9 protein-coding genes are annotated in these 18,044 nt (G+C 63.3%); 8 read left to right on the top strand and 1 reads right to left on the bottom strand.

The window, feature by feature from the left end:
* Nucleotides 1-374 precede the first annotated feature (374 nt).
* From GIV26_RS18960 to GIV26_RS18940, 5 genes are all read left to right on the top strand, one after another.
* The gene (locus GIV26_RS18960) at nt 375-11,762 is read left to right on the top strand and encodes an autotransporter-associated beta strand repeat-containing protein (protein ID WP_236281853.1); all 11,388 of its coding nucleotides are present in this window, start codon (nt 375-377) and stop codon (nt 11,760-11,762) included.
* 212 nt (nt 11,763-11,974) lie between these two features.
* Nucleotides 11,975-12,340, top strand: coding sequence for a type II toxin-antitoxin system RelE/ParE family toxin (locus GIV26_RS18955; protein ID WP_034127312.1), 366 nt, complete (start codon nt 11,975-11,977; stop codon nt 12,338-12,340).
* Nucleotides 12,333-12,638 (top strand): XRE family transcriptional regulator, encoded by a 306-nt coding sequence (locus GIV26_RS18950; protein ID WP_057977105.1) that lies wholly within the window; start codon nt 12,333-12,335, stop codon nt 12,636-12,638. Before GIV26_RS18955 ends, GIV26_RS18950 begins: the two co-directional genes overlap by 8 nt.
* Before the next feature lie 132 nt (nt 12,639-12,770).
* Nucleotides 12,771-14,324, top strand: coding sequence for a DUF726 domain-containing protein (locus GIV26_RS18945; protein ID WP_236281851.1), 1,554 nt, complete (start codon nt 12,771-12,773; stop codon nt 14,322-14,324).
* Between the two features lie 42 nt (nt 14,325-14,366).
* Nucleotides 14,367-15,686 carry an Nramp family divalent metal transporter gene (locus GIV26_RS18940; RefSeq protein WP_072448638.1) on the top strand — a complete coding sequence of 440 codons (1,320 nt, stop codon included), beginning with the start codon at nt 14,367-14,369 and terminating at the stop codon, nt 15,684-15,686.
* Nucleotides 15,687-15,762: 76 nt separating this feature from the next.
* Here GIV26_RS18940 and GIV26_RS18935 read toward each other — a convergent pair whose 3' ends face one another.
* Nucleotides 15,763-16,695, bottom strand: a complete 933-nt coding sequence (locus tag GIV26_RS18935; RefSeq protein WP_054918678.1) for a LysR family transcriptional regulator — start codon at nt 16,693-16,695, stop codon at nt 15,763-15,765.
* Nucleotides 16,696-16,814: 119 nt separating this feature from the next.
* Here GIV26_RS18935 and GIV26_RS18930 point away from each other — a divergent pair, with 119 nt between their 5' ends.
* From GIV26_RS18930 to GIV26_RS18920, 3 genes are all read left to right on the top strand, one after another.
* Nucleotides 16,815-17,303, top strand: coding sequence for a DMT family transporter (locus GIV26_RS18930; RefSeq protein WP_014718846.1), 489 nt, complete (start codon nt 16,815-16,817; stop codon nt 17,301-17,303).
* Between the two features lie 4 nt (nt 17,304-17,307).
* On the top strand, nt 17,308-17,763 hold the full coding sequence (locus GIV26_RS18925) for a DMT family transporter (protein WP_003191976.1): 456 nt from the start codon (nt 17,308-17,310) through the stop codon (nt 17,761-17,763).
* Nucleotides 17,764-17,851: 88 nt separating this feature from the next.
* Nucleotides 17,852-18,022 (top strand): putative metallothionein, encoded by a 171-nt coding sequence (locus GIV26_RS18920; protein WP_019816816.1) that lies wholly within the window; start codon nt 17,852-17,854, stop codon nt 18,020-18,022.
* Nucleotides 18,023-18,044: the final 22 nt, after the last annotated feature.

Raw genomic sequence — 18,044 nt, 5'->3', positions numbered from 1 at the left:
GCTTGCTCCCGCTGGGCTGCGAAGCGGCCCCAAAAAACTGCGGGCGCTGCGCACCCGAGCGGGAGCAATCTCTGGCCACAAAATATTCCACAGCAGGGGAAATAGAGCGCTATTAGAGCGCTTTTTCACATTTTGAAACTTGTATTTTTGTCGCGACAGTCAATGGATGTTGGCTCTCATCCCATTCTTACGCCGGTTTTACGAAAGTATTAATACCATTTAATTCAATGGCTTTCGCGCGGGTCTACTAACGTTTCGAAAAACTGGATCAGTAGTCACCACGGTCAGGTGTTTCGAATTCGATGCGTGTGGATCGTTGAAACAAGGCTTGCACGCAGTCACGGATGAAAGGCTTGGACCACAAGGAGTAGAACGTGGATAGAAGACTTGCGACTGCCGCTTTACCTCGTATTTCTGCACTTTCTCTCGCGATCCGCCTCGGAGTGGCCGGGCTGGTGATGGGCCTGGTAAGTCCGGACGTGTTTGCCGCCTGTAGCCCGGCAAGTCCTACGGTCGGCGCGACGGTGACCTGTACGGGCGTGCCGTCATTGCCATTGTTCCTCAACACTTTCAGCAGCGCGGTCAATAACCTGACGGTCAACGTCAATGCCGGGGCGCAACTCAACGCAACGCTGGGCGGCAAAGCACTGACCCTGACCGGCAACAACGCCACGTTGAACAACTCCGGCACCATTGACCCGGCACTGCTCGGACTGGTTTCAGTGCTGAGCGGTGGGGTGGTGATCGGCAACACGGCAGCCAGCGTGTTGAACATCACCAACAGTGCCACCGGCATCATGCGCGGTACTGGCGCGTTGCTGGGGCTGAACCTGGCCTCGTTGGATGGCATGGCCCTCAACGCCACCAACGGCGCAGGCGGCACCACCACGATCGTCAACAACGGCGTCATTGGTTCTTCCTCCTTGCTCGGCCTGTCGCTGTTCACGTCCGATACCCCGGTGGTAGCCGTGCAGGGTGGCGGGCAGGTCAATATGACCAACAACGGCGCCCTGACCGGGCGCGTGGCGTTCGAGAGCTCCACTACAGGGAACACGTTCCGCAACACCGGCACTATCTCTGGCGGCGTGTCGATGGGGGCCGCCAGTACCAACACCTTTACGGCAGTCACGGGCTCGCAAGTGGCCAACGGCGGCGGCATCGGCTTGAGCCTTGGCGGACTGATCGGCGTGAACCTGACGTTCGCGCCCACCGGCCAGGTGGATGGCGGGGCAGGCGGCAGCAACTCGCTGATCCTTGAAAACACGACGGGTGTCGGTGGTGGCAGTACGGGCACCGGCACGGCTTCAAGCGCCAACTATGTCAACTTCAACAACCTGGCCATCAACAGTGGCACCTGGACGTTGCAGGGGCCGTTGGTCAGCGGCAGCACTACGCTCAATGGGGGTGTGGCGCAATTCAATAACAACGCGACATTTGGCAGCGGTGTGCTCACGTCTAACGGCGGTGCTATCGAGGCCACTGGCAACGGCTTGACGCTGGCTAACCTGATGACCCTCGGAACCGGTGGACTGACGGTGCAGGGGGCTGCTACCGGGCTGACCTTGAGCGGCCTGATCTCGGGCAATACTGGCTTGAACAAAGCCGGGACCGGCGAATTGATCCTCAGCGGCGCCAACACCTTCCAGGGTGGTACTACCTTGAGCGCCGGCACGCTCACGCTGGGCAATGCCACCGCGCTAGGCACCGGTGCCTTGACCGTGGCGGGTGCAGGTACTTTGCAAAGCAATGCTGCGCTGACAACCAGCAATGCAATCGCCTTGAACGCCAATCTGACCGTAGACGGCGTGAACCCGCTGACCCTTGGCGGGGTTGTCAGCGGTGGTTCCGGGTTGATCAAGGAGGGCGTATCGAGCCTGGCGCTTACGGGCAACAATACTTACACCGGCGCCACGGCCCTCAACGCCGGTTCGCTGGTGGTTGGCTCCAATACTGCGCTCGGCGCCAGTGTGTTGAACGCCTCGGCGGGTACCACGTTGGATGCCAGTGCAGCAGTGAGCCTGGGCAATAACCTCAACCTGGGCGGTAACCTGACCCTCGGCGGCAGCAACGCGCTGACCCTTGGCGGCGTGGTGGCGGGCCTTGGCGGGTTGATCAAGAACGGCCCGGCGGATCTGATCCTCAATCAAGCGAACACTTACCTCGGCAACACTGCGCTGAACAGCGGCAAGCTGGTGGTTGGCGCCAGCGGTGCCTTGGGCGCGGGTACGTTGAATGCAGCCGGGGGCACGACCCTGGACGCCAGTACCAGTGCCACGCTGACCAACGCGATCAACCTGGCCGGTAACCTTGGAATCGGTGGCAGCGCCAACCTGACCCTGGGCGGCACGGTCAACGGTGCGGGCAGCCTGACCAAAGACGGCGCGGCCGGCCTGACACTCAGCGGCAACAATAACTTCCTGGGTGGCACCACCCTGAACGCAGGCAGCCTGACCCTCGGCAGCAACACGGCGCTTGGCCTGGGCAACTTGACCGTCGGCGGCGCCGCAACCCTGGACAGCAACTCGGCGGTGGCGCTGGGCAATGGCATTGTCCTTAACGCCGGGCTGACCGTCGGTGGCACCAATGGGCTGAACCTGGGCGGTGTGGTCAGCGGCGCGGGGGCGCTGATCAAGGATGGCCTGGCCAACCTGACCCTTGACGGCACCAACACTTTCACCGGTGGCACCAGCCTCAACGCCGGTACGCTGACCTTGGGCACGGCAGGCGCTTTGGGCGCAGGCCCCTTGACGGTCGGCGGTGCGGCAACCCTGGATAACAGTGCTGCCCTTACCCTGGGCAACGGGATTGCCCTGAATGGTGACCTGACGCTCGCGGGTAGCAATGACCTCAACCTCAGCGGCGTGATCAGCGGCGCCAGTGCGCTGATAAAAAATGGCTTGGCTGACCTGACCTTGAGCGGCAACAACACCTTTACCGGGCCATTGAATATTGTCTCCGGCAGCGTCACCACCGGCAGCGCCGGTGCATTGGGCAGCACCTCCGGCGTTGATGTCAGCGCTGGCGCTGCGCTGAACCTGGGCGTCGATTCCAGCCTGGCCGGCCTCAGCGGTGCGGGTGGCGTGGCAGTCGGCGGCGGTTTGGAACTCACCGTGGGTGGCGTGAACACCAGCAGTACTTTTGACGGTGACCTCAGCGGCGCGGGCAGCTTGATCAAGGTGGGTACCGGCACGCTCACGCTCAACGGAATCAATGGCATCACCGGTAACACGGCGATCAACGCGGGCACTCTGGATGTCGATGGTTCCCTGGGCAGCGCGTCGGTCAACGTGAATACCGGCGGCACCCTCACCGGCAGTGGCTCGCTATTGGGTACGGCGAATATCAACAACGGCGGGCACCTGGCGCTGGGCAGTGGCACGACCTTGTCGGCTGGCGGCCTGAACATGAGTGCCGGGGCCAGTCTGGATGTGGCGCTTGGCGCACCGTCGCTGACCTCGCTGATGAATGTCGGTGGCAACGTGAATCTGGCCGGCGACCTTAATGTGAGCGATGCCGGTGGCTTTGGCGCCGGCGTGTATCGCTTGATCAACTACACCGGCGGCTTGACCGGCGCATTGAACGTCAACACGGTGCCGCTGGGTTATGGCCTGGGTGATCTGCTGGTACAGACCTCAGTGGGCAGCCAGGTCAACCTGGTGGTAGCGGCGCCGAATATTCGTTTCTGGGACGGCAGCAACACCCTTGCCAACGGCACTGTCGACGGTGGCAACGGCACCTGGACAGCGGGGGGCACCAACTGGACCTCGGCCGACGGCCTGTCCAACCAGACCTGGGGCGGCGGCTTTGCGGTGTTCCAAGGCGCTGCGGGGACTGTCAGCGTGAATGGCGTACAAACCATCACCGGTCTGCAATTCGTCACCGATGGCTACAGCCTGGTCAATGGCACCGGTGGGCAGTTGAGCACCGGCAGCGGCAACTTCGTCGTACGTGTCGACCCACTGGCGACTGCCACCCTCGGCGTCGATATCACCGGCGCGGGCGTTCTGAACAAACTCGATACCGGCACGCTGGTGCTCAATGGCGCCAACAGCTACACCGGTGGCACCTTGCTCAATGGCGGTACCTTGGTGGTCGGCAGCAACACCGCGCTGGGTACTGGCGCCCTGACTGCTGCGGCGGGCACCACACTGGACAGCAACGCCTCCGTAACCCTGGGCAATAATGCGGTACTCAGCGGCAGCCTGACGGTCGGCGGCAGCAACGCATTGGCGCTCAATGGCGCCATCAGTGGCATCGGTGGTCTGGTGAAGAACGGCACGGCAGACCTGACACTCGGCGGCACCAATACCTTCCTGGGCCCTGTGGCCTTGAACGCAGGCGGGCTGATTCTGGCCAGCAATACGGCGCTGGGCGCGGGCGTGTTGAACGCCGCCGGCGGCACAACATTGGACGCCAGCACGGCGGTTACTACCACCAACGCGATCAATCTGGCTGGCAACCTGGGCATCGGCGGCACCGCTGACCTGACGCTCGGCGGCGCAATCAACGGTGCGGGCAGCCTGACCAAGGAGGGCGCGGCCAATCTGATCCTCAGCGGCGCCAACGCCTACCTGGGTGGCACCACCCTGAACGCCGGTACGCTGACCTTGGGCAGCGCCACCGCCCTTGGTCTGGGCAACCTCACCGTTGGCGGCGCGGCGACCCTGGATAACACGGCAGCGCTGAGTGTGGGCAATGGCGTCGTGCTTGACGCCAACCTCGCCGTCACCGGCAGCAATGACCTGACCCTGGGTGGCCTGGTCACCGGCACGGCTGGCCTGAGCAAAGACGGCGCGGCCAACCTGACCCTCAATGGCGTCAACACCTTCCAGGGCGGCACCACCCTCAACGCCGGCACGCTGACCCTGGGCACGGCAGCGGCCCTGGGTACCGGCGCCTTGAACGTAAACGGCGCGGCCACGCTGGCCAACAGCACACCGCTGGTATTGGCCAATGCGGTCAACCTCAACGCTGGGCTGACCGTGGGCGGTCTCAACAATAACCTGACCCTGGCCGGCGTGCTGGCCGGCAGCGGTAGCCTGGTCAAAACCGGCACGGCGGATGTGAGCCTGACCGGCACTAACACCTTCAACGGCCTGTTCGATGTGCAATCGGGCAGCCTCACCACGCTGGGCAACGGAGCACTGGGTGTCGGCGCCGGGGTCAACCTGGCGAGCGGTACGTCCTTGAACTTGGGCGGCAGCGCCAGCCTGGGCGCCCTCACGGGTACCGGGCTTGCAACCGTAGGGGCCGGCAGCACCTTGAGCGTCGGCAACAATAATCTGGACAGCACCTTCAACGGCGTCGTGGCAGGCCTCGGCAACCTGGCCAAAGACGGCACAGGCGCCTTGACCCTCGGCGGCCTCAGCGTGGTGACCGGGGACGCCCAGGTCAACGCCGGCAGCTTGCTCGTCAATGGTTCCCTGGCCAGCGCCAACGTGGCGGTGGGCAGTGGTGCCACCCTCGGTGGTACCGGTACTTTGTTGGGCAACGTGAGCATCGCCGACGGCGGCCACCTGGCCGTCAATTCCGGCGCGACCCTGACCACCGGTTCGCTGCTGCTCAATGCCAACTCCAACCTGGATGCGGGCCTCGGCGCGCCCGCCACGGGCGGCACCGCGCTGGTGCAGGTCAACGGCAACCTGACTCTGGACGGCACCCTCAACGTCACGGATATCGGCGGCTTCGGTGCGGGTATCTACCGCCTGATCGACTACACCGGCGGCCTGACCAACAACGGCCTGCTGCTGGGCAGCCTGCCGGTGAACATCCCGGCCAGCGACCTGGACCTGCAAACCGCTATCGGTAACCAGGTCAACCTGCTGGTCAACGGCAGCACCAACGTGCAGTTCTGGGACGGTAGCCAAACCACGGGCAATGGCACCATCGAAGGCGGCAGCGGCACCTGGAGTGCAGGCGCCAGCCAATGGACCGGCGTCAACGGCGCATTCAATACAGCCTGGACCCCGAACAGCTTTGCCGTGTTCCAAGGCACGGCGGGCACTGTCACGGTTGACGGCGCGCAAGCCATCACCGGTTTGCAGTTCGTCACCGATGGCTACAACCTGGCCGGCAGCGCAGCGGGCGCCTTGACCCTGTTCAACGGCGTGGGCGGCAACACCGCCGTACGTGTCGATCCCGGCGTCACTGCCACCCTGGGCGTCGCGCTCAACGGCGGCGGCACCCTGGCCAAGCTCGACACCGGCACCCTGGTGCTTAACGGTGCCAACAGCTACACCGGCGGCACCGCCCTGGATGGCGGCACGCTGGTGGTCGGCAATGACAGTGCCCTGGGCAGCGGCGCCTTGACCACCGCCAACGGCCCCACCCTGGACAGCAACACCGCAGTCAGCCTGGCCAATGCGCTCAACGTCAACGGTAGCCTGACCCTCGGCGGCAGCAATGCCTTGACTCTGGCCGGCACCGTGGCGGGCACGGGCAGCCTGATCAAGAATGGCATCGCCAACCTGACCCTCAGTGGCAACAACACCTATGCCGGCCCAACCGCACTCAACGCAGGCGGCCTGATCCTGGCCTCCAACACGGCCCTGGGCAGTGGCGCCCTGAACGCGGCCGCCGGCACCACCCTCGACAGCAGCACGGCGGTCGCCCTGGCCAATACGGTCAATCTGGCCGGCAACCTGGGCATTCTAGGCACCGCCGACCTGAGCCTGAACGGCCTGGTCAGCGGTACCGGTGGGCTGACCAAAACCGGCGCGGGCGACCTCACGCTCAACGGCGCCAATGCCTACTTGGGCGGCACGCAGTTGAATGCCGGCTCCCTGACCCTGGGCAATGCGTCGGCCCTGGGCAGTGGTGCCTTGGCGGTCAATGGGGCAACCACCCTGGACACCAACACGGCGTTGGCCCTGGCCAATAACACCAGCCTGAATGCCGCGCTCACCGTCGGCGGCAGCAACGACCTGAGCCTCAACGGCGTGGTGGACGGCAGTGGTTCGTTGACCAAGGCCGGTGGCGCCAACCTGACCCTGAACGGCGCCAATACCTACAGCGGCGGCACGGCACTCAATGCCGGTACGCTGACCCTCGGCAGCACCACGGCCCTGGGCTCGGGCGCGTTGACCGTCGGCGGTGCGGCGACCCTGGCCAATAGCACGCCGCTGGTGCTGGCCAATGCGGTCAACCTCAATGGCGACCTCAGCGTCGCTGGCAGCAACAACCTGACCCTGGCCGGCGTACTCGCTGGCAATGCAGCGCTGATCAAGAATGGCGCGGCGGACCTGCTGCTGACTGGCAACAACAGCTTCAGCGGCCCACTGACCGTGGCGGCCGGCAGCGTGACCACGGCGGATAATGGTGCGCTGGGCACCACCTCCGGCGTCACTGTCGGCAGCGGCGCGAGCCTCAACCTGGGTGGCAATGCCAACCTCAACAGCCTGGCTGGCACCGGCACGGTGCAGGTGGCGGGCGGCGCTACGCTGGCGGTGGGAGGCAGCAACCTCGATAACAGCTTTGGCGGCGCGCTCAACGGTGCCGGCAACCTGGATAAAAACGGCAGCGGGGTGCTCAACCTGAGCGGCACCAATGCCCTCAGCGGCGCGGCCAACGTCAACGGCGGTACCTTGAATGTCACAGGTTCCCTGGCCAGCGGCACGGTGGCGGTGAACAGCGGCGCAACCCTGGCCGGCAGCGGTTCATTGGCCGGCGCGGTGTCCGTGGCCGACGGTGGGCACATCGGCCTGGCCTCCGGCAGCACACTGTCGGTGGGCTCGTTGGTGCTGGGTGGCAACTCGAACCTGGATGTTGGCCTCGGCACCCCGGTGCTGGGCGGCGGCACAGGCCTGCTGAATGTCGGCGGCGACCTGACTCTGGACGGTAACCTCAATGTCACCGATATCGGCGGCTTTGGCAGCGGCGTCTACAACCTCATCAACTACACCGGGGCCTTGACCGATAACGGCCTGGCGCTCGGCACACTGCCAGGCAGTGTGGTACCGGGTGATCTGCAAGTGCAGACCGCGATCACCAGCAAGGTCAACCTGCTGGTGACTGCACCCAACACCACCGTGCAGTTCTGGGATGGCAACAGCCTGATCGGCAACGGTGCGATTGACGGCGGCAACGGCACCTGGAACGCCGGCAATACCAACTGGACCAATGTCGACGGCACCCTCAACCAGGGCTGGGTCAACAGCTTCGCGGTGTTCCAAGGCGCGGCGGGCAACGTGACGGTGGACGGCACGCAGAACATCACCGGCATGCAGTTCGTCACCGATGGCTACACCCTGGGCGCTGGCACAGCGGGCGTACTCAACCTGGTCAATGGCGGCACCGGCAACACCGCGGTGCGCGTCGACCCGAACGCCACCGCGACCCTGGGCGTGACCCTCAACGGAGCTGGCACCCTGGCCAAGCTCGACAGTGGCACCCTGGTACTCAACGGCAATAATGGCTATACCGGCGGTACCGCGCTGAATGGCGGCACCCTGGTGGTGGGCAACAACAGTGCCCTCGGCACAGGCGCTCTGACGGCGGCCGGCGGCACCACCCTGGACAGCAACGCGGCGGTCAGCCTGGCCAATGCGGCTGTACTCAACGGTGCCTTGGCGGTGGCAGGCAGCAACGCGCTGACCCTGGACGGGGTTATCAGCGGCAGCGGCAGCCTGGTGAAAAACGGTGCGGCAGCGCTGACGCTCAATGGCGTCAACAGCTACAGCGGCGGCACTGGCCTGAACGCCGGTCAATTGATCCTTGGCAATAATGCTGCCCTGGGCAGTGGTGCCTTGACGGTCGGCGGCGCGGCGCAACTGGATGGCAGCACCGACCTGCAACTGGCCAATACCCTCAACCTGGGTGGCCCGCTGACCCTGGCCGGCAGCCACGACCTGGCCCTCAATGGCGTGGTCAGCGGCACTGGCAGCCTGGTGAAAAACGGCAGCGGCGCCTTGTTGCTGACAGGTGCCAACACCTACAGCGGCGGTACCACGCTCAACGGCGGCAGCACCACGGGCAACACCACCAGCCTGCAAGGCGCTATCGCCAACAACGCGGCGTTGACCTTCGAGCAAGCCATTGACGGCACCTACACCGGCAACCTTACCGGCGCTGGTGTACTGAACAAAACCGGCACCGGAGCGTTGCTGCTGACTGGCAACAACACCTTTACCGGTACTACCAACGTCAACACCGGCAGCCTGCTGGTCAACGGCACCTTGAACAGCGCCGCAGTGCAAGTCGCCAGCGGCGCGACCCTCGGTGGCAGCGGCACCCTGGGCGGAGCGGTGAACATGGCAGACGGCTCGGTGCTCCAGGCCGGCGCCGCGACGCCGCTGTCGGTGGGTTCGCTGGCCTTGTCATCGGGCACTACCCTGGACTTCGCCCTCGGCGCGCCGGGTGCCTCCAGTACGGCGGTGAACGTGGCGGGCAACCTGACCCTGGACGGCACCCTCAACGTCAGCGATACGGGCGGCTTCGGTGTCGGTGTGTACCAGCTGTTCCGCTACGGCGGCAGCTTGACCGATAACGGCCTCACCTTTGGCACCTTGCCGGTGGCACTGGGCAACCTGAGCCTGCAAACGGCGCTGGCCAACCAGCTCAACCTGGTGGTGCAAACCGCGCCAGGGCAGATCCAGTTCTGGAACGGCGGCACCACCAACCCCGATGGCACCATTACCGGTGGCAGTGGTACCTGGGGCCCGGGCACCAACTGGACTGACCCGACCGGCACCCAGGGGCAGGCGTCCACCAACCAGTTCGCGGTATTTGGCGGGCAGGGCGGCACCGTGACCGTGGTTGGCAACCAAGGCTTCACCGGCCTGCAAGTGCTGGACGCCGGCTACGTGCTGACGGCAGGCGAAGGCGGCAGCTTGAGCCCGACCAATGCGGCGGATGGCAGCCTGGCGCCAGTGCGGGTCAATTCCGGCGTGACCGCCCAGATTGATGCTCCGCTGGTGGGAACCGGCGGCATCAACAAGCTGGATGCCGGTACCTTGCTGCTGACTGGCGCGAATACCTACACCGGCGGCACTACCGTCAGTGGCGGTACGCTGGCGGGCACCACCACCAGCCTGCGTGGCAGGATCCTCAACAACGCGCGGTTGTTGTTTGCCCAACGCACCAATGGCCAATTCAGCGGCACCTTGAGCGGCACCGGTGCGCTGATCAAGCAAGGCGCAGGCGCGCTGTTGCTGACCGGCAACCAGCCGTTCAGCGGCACCGTGGCGGTGGAAGAGGGCGTGTTGCAAGTGGGCAACGCGGCCAACCCAGGCGCCGTGCTCGGCGGCCAAGTCACCGTGGCCAACGGTGCGGGGCTGACCGGTAACGGCAGTGTCGGTTCGCTGGTCAACAACGGCTCGGTGACACCCGACAGCGGCAAACTGACCGTGGCCGGCAACTTTACCAACGCCAGCACCGGTGCGCTGAACCTGGTGATCACCCCATCCACCACCGGCTCCCTGGCCGTGGGCGGTACCGCCAACCTGGGCGGCACCTTGAATGTGGTCAACCTGGCACCCTATGCCGGCGCCACCACCTACACCCTGCTGACGGCGGGCGCAGTCAACGGTACCTTTGCCACCACCAATCTGGAGAACTTGGCGTTCCTCACTTCCGCGTTGAACTACAGCCCAACCCAAGTGGCCCTGGCGGTCAGCCGCAACGACGTCAGTTACGCCAGTGTGGCGGCCACCGGTAACCAGCGCGGCGTGGCGGCGGCGTTGGGCACAGGCACCGGAGTCGGTGGCGCAGCGGTGCAAAACGCCCTGCTTAATGGTGATGTGGCAGCAGCACGCGCGGCCTTCGACAGCTTGTCCGGCGAAATCCACGCCAGCACCGCCAGCGCCATGCTTGAAGATTCGCGTTATGTGCGTGACGCGGTCAACGAGCGTCTGCGCCAACCCGGTTGCTACCGCGAGGACGACCCGCGCAATGCCCTGGCACCCAGCGAAAACCACCTGAGCAGCGCCGGTTGTCACGGTGAGATGGTCGGCTGGATGCGCGTGCTCGGCACCTGGGGCCATATGGGCGGTGACAGCAACACCGCCAAGCTGGACCGCAACCTCAGCGGCTTCCTGCTCGGCACCGACAAGCAAGTGGACGACGCCTGGCGCGTGGGCGTGGCCGCCGGCTACACCCGCAGCGACCTGGACGCCAAGCGCCGCAATTCCAGCGCCGATGTGGACAGCTATCACCTGATGGCCTACACCGCCTACCAGCAGGAAGCCTTCGCCGCACGGATGGGCGTGGCGTACAGCTGGCATGACGTCGAAAGCAAGCGCAACGTGGCCGTCGGTGGCGAGGGCCAACGCCTCAAAGCCGATTACAAGGCACGCAGTGCGCAGGTGTTCGGTGAAGTCGGCTACACCATTCAAACCCCTAGCGTGGCGCTGGAGCCGTTCGCCGGCCTGGCCTACGTCAACTACGACAGCGACACCATCAAGGAAAAAGGCGGTTCGGCAGCCCTGCGTGGCGATGCCGACCAGGACATCACCTACTCGACCCTGGGCGTGCGCATTGGCCAGACCATCACCCTGGGCAACGGCTCGAAAATCACCCCACGGGGCAGCATCGGCTGGCGCCATGCCTTCGGTGATACCAAGCCCGACGCCGACCTGAGCTTTATCAATGGCGGTGGCTCGTTCAGCACCCAAGGCGTGCCGATTGCCAAGGACAGTGCAGTGGTGGAAGCGGGGCTGGATTACCAGATCAGCCAGAACGGCAGACTGGGCCTGGGCTATTCGGGCCAACTCTCGCGTAACGACAAGGACCACGCAGTGACCGTGAGTTTCTCCCTCGGTTTTTGATCACGGCCGAGTTTTTTGAACCGCCCGAAAGGGCGGTTTTTTTTGGAAGATTTTTTGAAGAAGTACGTTGGTTCATGAAAGCAGGGCATTTATTGCTCACCGGGCAGCCTGAAGGATGTGAATACAATTTCTTCCGGAACACGGCTGGCGACCAACCGACGCCGGCCTAAAGTTATGCACTTGAGTTTATATTCCTTGGGTGGCATATTTGCATGGTCTGGGACATTGAATACACGGATGAATTCGAAGAGTGGTGGGATGGCTTGGATGCAAAGGAGCAATCGTCGGTGGCTGCCAGTGTTGATTTGCTGGGGCTGTTCGGGCCTGGGCTGCGCTTTCCCCATAGCAGCGATATCAAGGGTGCTCGGCACGGCAACCTGCGAGAGTTGCGGGTACAGCATGCAGGGCGACCTTACAGGGTGTTGTATGCCTTCGATTTTCGGCGCTGTGCAGTGTTGCTGATAGGTGGCGATAAAACCGCACAGCACCGTTGGTACCACGAGTACGTACCCTTGGCAGAGAAGCTGTACGACGTACATTTAGACTCATTGCGTAAAGAGGGCCGTGACCATGGCTAAGAAATTCGCGGAACTGAAAGCTCGCATGACACCTGAGGCGCACGCCGATGCCGAGCAGATATTTCAGCAACACTTGAAAGAAATGCCGCTGCATGAGTTGCGCAAAGCCCAGCAACTGAGCCAGGCAAGCCTGGCAAAGGCATTGAATATCAACCAGGCAGCGGTTTCGAAGATGGAGCGTCGTACTGATATGTACATCAGCACGTTGCGTGACTACATACGTGCGATGGGGGGCGAGCTGGAAATCATCGCCACTTTTCCGGATGGCCAGGTCAAAATTGACAACTTTGCCTGTTGAAGTAGCTGGGCTCTTCGCCAGATTCAGGCTATTCCAATTGTCCTGAGCGTGGCGAACGCTGGTCAGGATTCACCTTCCTTGTCGGCTCTGTTTGTTACTATCGCCATCCCTTCCGCCAGGAGTCACCGCCCCATGCAACACCAGTGGGATGAAATGCACCGCACCCGCAAACCCACGTTCGTCTTGTGTGGCGAGCCCCAGGGGGATGTGCTCAATCTTTATGTTCACGGTTATTCGGCATTCTTCAACCGTCAGCAACTGGGCAGTTTCAAGGAGCAACTGGCCGGTATCGAAGGGTCGACCAACCTGATGTTGTTCTGGCCGGCGGGGCATTTTCTGGAAAACCTGTTTGCACCGTTCAAGGACGTGCTCGCCTCGCTGCTCGGCGGTGGCGGCCTGGGCGCGGCGACGGTGGGCGTGGGCAAGGCCATTGCCTATTTTCTCGACCATTACAAAAGTGTCGAGGCACGGGTCGATGAAGTGGCCAAGACGTTATTGCCAGAGCTGGCCGGCTACCTGCACGACCAGTCGCTGCCGGTACGGCGTATCAACCTGATCGGCCACTCCCTGGGCGCGCGTATCCTGGTCAAGAGCTTGCTGGCCAGCCCCGAGATTGCTCGCGAACTGCCGCTCGATAACCTGTTGTTGATGGGCGGGGCGATTTGTACATTGAGCCCCTGGGATGATGTGTCGGCGCCGCTCAAGGGGCGGTTGATCAACTGCCACTCCAGCAAGGACTGGGCGCTGGCCATGAAACCCGATACCGAGCGTTGCATTGGCCGCTATGCGATTGACGTAACGCCCGCGCTCAAGTCCAAGGTCACCAATGTGCACCTGGCCAGCTTCGATCATGCCGCCTATTGGCCGCAGTTGAAGCCGGTGGTGCAGTACACCGATTTGCTGCAGGAGCGGCGCGGCATGATCCGTGTGGACTCGCGCAGCAGTGAAGTGCGTTTTGCCGAAGCGGACGTGGACCTGTACCCGGCATTGGTGCAAGCGCGGCCGGAGGAGCTGAAGTTTCTTGCCGAACTGATGGCGCAAAAGCGCAGTGCCGCGATTGATGCCAGTGTGCGCGAGCCGTTGAAACTGGCCATTGAATTGCAGCGCATGGGCGGTGATAGCTTTATGAACCTGGCCCGTGGCCATGGCGTGGGCTATCGCCAGATTGCCGAAGATGTGGCGCAACGCCTGGGCATCAAGTTCGACCAGCCACTTGAGCACGTGGCGCTGGCAGAGATCGAAGGGCAGGTCGCAGAAACACTGATCGAGCAGTACAAGGACAAACTCAGTCGCGCTGATCGCCAGGCGTTCGAGGCCGAGCTCAAGGCGGCTGCACAAAAAGAGCAGGGGCTGTTCAACCGTTTCGATCTGGGGCGTTCGGCCACCACCGCCTTGAGCGGCACGGCGTTGGCCGGGCTGACTGGGTTTATCCTGCGGCGTGGTGCGGCCACGGCGATTCCGGTGGTGGGCCAGGCGCTGGCTGCGGCGATGTTGCTGGTCAGCGGGGTGCGAGCGTTTTCCGGCCCGGCATATTCGATCACCACCCTGGCGGTACTGGTGATCGGCGTGATTCGCCAGCGCATGGAGCGCGAGGCGCTTAACCAGGAACTGGAGCTGGTGGTGCAAGTGGTGGAAGCGTTTGACCTGCCGCGAGACACGGTGATGCGCACGGTCGCGTCCGACTGATAAGCTGCTGCCCAAGTCTTGTGTATTTGCCTGGAATACCGCGTGAAATTCAGCCTGCCGAAAATCGCTACCGCCCCGTTCTGCCCGCCGGAAGTGGCCGGCTCTGTCGCTGTTGATCCCAAGGCCTCGTTTTTTAAACGGGTGCTGATGTTCGCTGGCCCCGGCCTGTTGATCTCCATCGGCTACATGGACCCCGGCAACTGGGCAACGGCCATTGAAGCCGGTTCACGCTACGGCTACAGCCTGTTGTTTGTGGTGCTGCTGGCCAGCCTGGCGGGGATGGCGGTGCAGTGCCTGTGTTCACGGCTGGGTATCGCCACTGGCAAGGACCTGGCGCAACTGTGCCGTGAGCGCTACAGCCAGCGCTCTGCTCGTACCCAGTGGGTGTTGGCGGAAATCTCCATCATCGCCACAGACCTTGCCGAAGTGCTCGGCTGCGCCCTGGCGTTTCACCTGTTGCTGGGCGTGTCGCTGACCACTGGTATTGTCATCACTGCCTTCGATACGCTGTTGATCCTGGCCCTGCAAAATCGTGGTTTTCGCCGCCTGGAAGCGATCATGCTGGCGCTGGTCGCCACCATCGGCGTGTGTTTTTTCATCGAACTGGTGCTGATCAAACCCTACTGGCCCGACGTGCTCAGTGGCTTCACTCCGTCACTGTCGGCTATCAGCGATGCGGCGCCGTTGTACTTGGCCATCGGTATTCTCGGCGCGACGGTCATGCCTCATAACCTCTACCTGCACACCTCCATCGTGCAGACCCGCCTGATCGGCAAGGACCTGGCGAGCAAACAGGACGCGGTCAAGCTGGCGCGTATCGACACCATCGGCTCCCTGGCCTTGGCGCTGTTGGTCAACGGCGCCATCCTGGTGCTGGCGGCTGCAGCCTTCTACAAGACCGGCCATACCGATGTGGTGGAGATCCAGGACGCCTATCACCTGCTCGATCCCTTGGTCGGCGGTGCTTTCGCCAGCATTCTGTTCGGTATCGCCTTGCTGGCTTCGGGTCAGAGTTCGACCTTTACCGGCACCATTGCCGGCCAAGTTATCATGGAGGGTTACCTCAACCTGCGCATACCCTGCTGGCAGCGCCGCCTGATTACCCGTGGGCTGGCGCTGATCCCGGCGTTTCTAGGTGTATGGCTGATGGGTGATGATGCCATCGGCAAGCTGCTGATTCTCAGCCAGGTGGTCCTGAGCCTGCAGTTGCCCTTTGCGCTGTACCCGCTGATCCGCATGACTGGCGACAAGCAATTGATGGGGCCATTCGTCAACCGGCTGCCCACGCGGCTGCTGGCGTGGTTTTTGTTCGCGGTGATCAGTGGGGCGAATGCGTGGTTGATCGGGCAGTGGTTGTTCTGAGCCAGGGTTGAGTCATGTGCTCGTTTTCTCAACACCGCCTTCGAACAGTTTGCGCTCCATCAGGGGGCGGTCACACTCACCGATCCCAATACGGCACCGTCCCAAAACACTCCACGAAATAGTCGATCACCGTGCGCACCTTCAATGAGAGCCTGCGGCTGCCCGGCCACAACGCGGCGATCTGTTGGGGCTCCAGGGTTGTCGCGACCTCATACTCACTCAGCACCGCCTGCAAGGTGCCGGCGCGCAGGCTTTCGCCAATCAGCCAGGACGGAAACACCACCAGGCCCAGGCCTTGTTCGGCGGCGTGGGTGAGTGTGTCGGCGTGGTTGCCAGTGATGGGGCCGCTGACGCTGTAGGGGGTCCAATCGCCTTGGCCGCGGCGGAAGAACCAGCGCTGCTGACCGGTGATGCCTTTGTAGGCCAGGCAGTGGTGGTGGGCCAGTTCGTCGGGGTGGCGCGGCGTGCCATGCTGGGCCAGGTAGGCGGGGCTGGCGGCGATGCGAAAGCGTTGCGGCGCGAAGATGCGCGCCTGCATGCCCGAGTCATTGAGCACGCCGATACGAAACAGCAGGTCGGTGCCGTCTTGCAGCGGGTCGACGAAGGTGTCGGTCTGCTGGATATCCAGTTGCAGCTTCGGGTAGCGCCGGCACAGCCCTCCCAGCCAGGGTGAAAGGTGACGCTGGCCGAACGCCATGGGCGCGTTGATGCGCACCAGGCCGCTGGGTTCGCTGTCTTGCTCCTGCAGGGCCTGGTTAGCCGTCTCCAACTGCTCGAGTAGCAAGCGTGCGTGACGGCCCAGCAGGCGGCCGGCTTCGGTGGGGCTGACGGCACGCGTATGGCGGTAGAGCAATTGCTGGCCGACGGCCTGTTCCATCAGTTGAATCTGCCGCGAAATGGAGGAGGGCGCCAGGCTTTCGCGGCGGGCCACTTCGGAAAAGCTGCCCTGGTCCAGCACGGCCACAAACAGGCGTAGCGCCTTGAAACTCAGTTCATTCAAGCCCTGCATCGTCTCTCCAGGCTGTGCGTTTTGCGCAAAGGTGTTGTCCGCATACTCCCATTTATCGCACAGCACGGCCACCGGATAATGCGCGCCATGTTTTTCCTTTCTTGATACACGGGTGATGTATGCAGGCACGTTCTACCGAAGGCCTGGCGCAGGCCAGGCCGAGCAATAACCTTCTACGGCTGCTGCTGTTGCCGTTGGTGATTCTGGCGGGCATGGGCCTGTCGGTGGAGGCCGGATTGCTTGGGCCATTGGGCGCGCAGGTCGGGCATTTGTGGGCGACGTTGAGCATCTTTGGCGTTGGCACGGCGATCCTGTTTTTACTGCTGCTGTTCAGCGGCCCGCAAAAGGGCCCGGCCTTCACGCAACTGCCGCGCTGGCAGTTGATCGGCGGGTTTCTGGGGCCGATGTACGTGGTGGTGTTGACCCTGGCCACACCGCACATCGGCATCGCGATGACCATGATCGCGATCCTCTCGGGCCAGGTGGGCAAGAGTGTGTTGATCGACCACTTCGGCTGGTTCGGCACGGCGCGCAAACGGGTCAATGGCGAGCGCTGGATCGCGTTGGCGTTGATTGTGGCGGCTCTGGTTCTGATTGCACGAGGTTAAGACGATGAATCTGTTTATGTTGTTGGTGGTGGTGATTGCAGCGGGGGCGGTGCTGAGTGTGCAGGCCGCTATCAATGGGCGTCTGGGCCAGACGGTGGGGGTATTGCGCAGCAGTCTGTTGACCTTCGCGGTGGGCGCGCTGACCACGGCGCTGTTGATATTTTTCTTCGAGCCGGCCCAGGCCGTCAGCCTGCTGGAGGTGCCAAAGTGGCAATTGACCGGTGCCCTGTTTGGCGTGGTGTACATGATGGTGATGGTCGGCGCGGTGCCTGTGGTCGGCACAGCCGTCGCCACGGTGGCGGTGATTGTCGGGCAACTGGGCATGGGCATGCTGATCGACAACTTTGGCTGGCTGGGCAACCCGGCGATCGAGCTGTCGGGCAGCCGTATCCTCGCCATGCTATTGCTTGCCCTGGCGTTGGTGTTCATGTACCGCAGTAATAGCCGCCGGGCCGACTGACGGCGCTGAACCATGCTTGCTTGCCCAGGGTCACTGCTTAAGGTGCAGCGATCGCCGCACCGGACGACCATGAAAAAGGAGTCTGACCATGCCAGATCAAACCTGTGCTTGCCCTCACTGCAAATGTGTATTGGGCGCTGACGCAATAATGAAAGACGGCAAGGGCTATTGCTGCCAGGGCTGTGCCGAGCATCATGCTCATGGTGAACCCTGCGCGGCGGCGACGGGTTGCGAATGCGCCAAGTCAGCCCACGGTTGACAGGATTGACCTGCAGGCCCGG

The sequence above is a fragment of the Pseudomonas sp. PA-1-3F genome, from assembly GCF_021609665.1.
Classification (GTDB): Bacteria; Pseudomonadota; Gammaproteobacteria; order Pseudomonadales; family Pseudomonadaceae; genus Aquipseudomonas; species Aquipseudomonas paracarnis.
Note: the sequence above shows the minus strand (reverse complement) of the source record. Positions and strands in the feature narration are given on the sequence as shown.

Bases quoted from the DNA above. Each gene is read 5' to 3' on its own strand.
- GIV26_RS18955 (WP_034127312.1), top strand. From the start codon at position 11,975: ATGGTCTGGGACATTGAATACACGGATGAATTCGAAGAGTGGTGGGAT.
- GIV26_RS18950 (WP_057977105.1), top strand. From the start codon at position 12,333: ATGGCTAAGAAATTCGCGGAACTGAAAGCTCGCATGACACCTGAGGCG.
- GIV26_RS18945 (WP_236281851.1), top strand. From the start codon at position 12,771: ATGCAACACCAGTGGGATGAAATGCACCGCACCCGCAAACCCACGTTC.
- GIV26_RS18935 (WP_054918678.1), bottom strand. From the start codon at position 16,695: ATGCAGGGCTTGAATGAACTGAGTTTCAAGGCGCTACGCCTGTTTGTG.
- GIV26_RS18930 (WP_014718846.1), top strand. From the start codon at position 16,815: ATGCAGGCACGTTCTACCGAAGGCCTGGCGCAGGCCAGGCCGAGCAAT.
- GIV26_RS18925 (WP_003191976.1), top strand. From the start codon at position 17,308: ATGAATCTGTTTATGTTGTTGGTGGTGGTGATTGCAGCGGGGGCGGTG.
- GIV26_RS18920 (WP_019816816.1), top strand. From the start codon at position 17,852: ATGCCAGATCAAACCTGTGCTTGCCCTCACTGCAAATGTGTATTGGGC.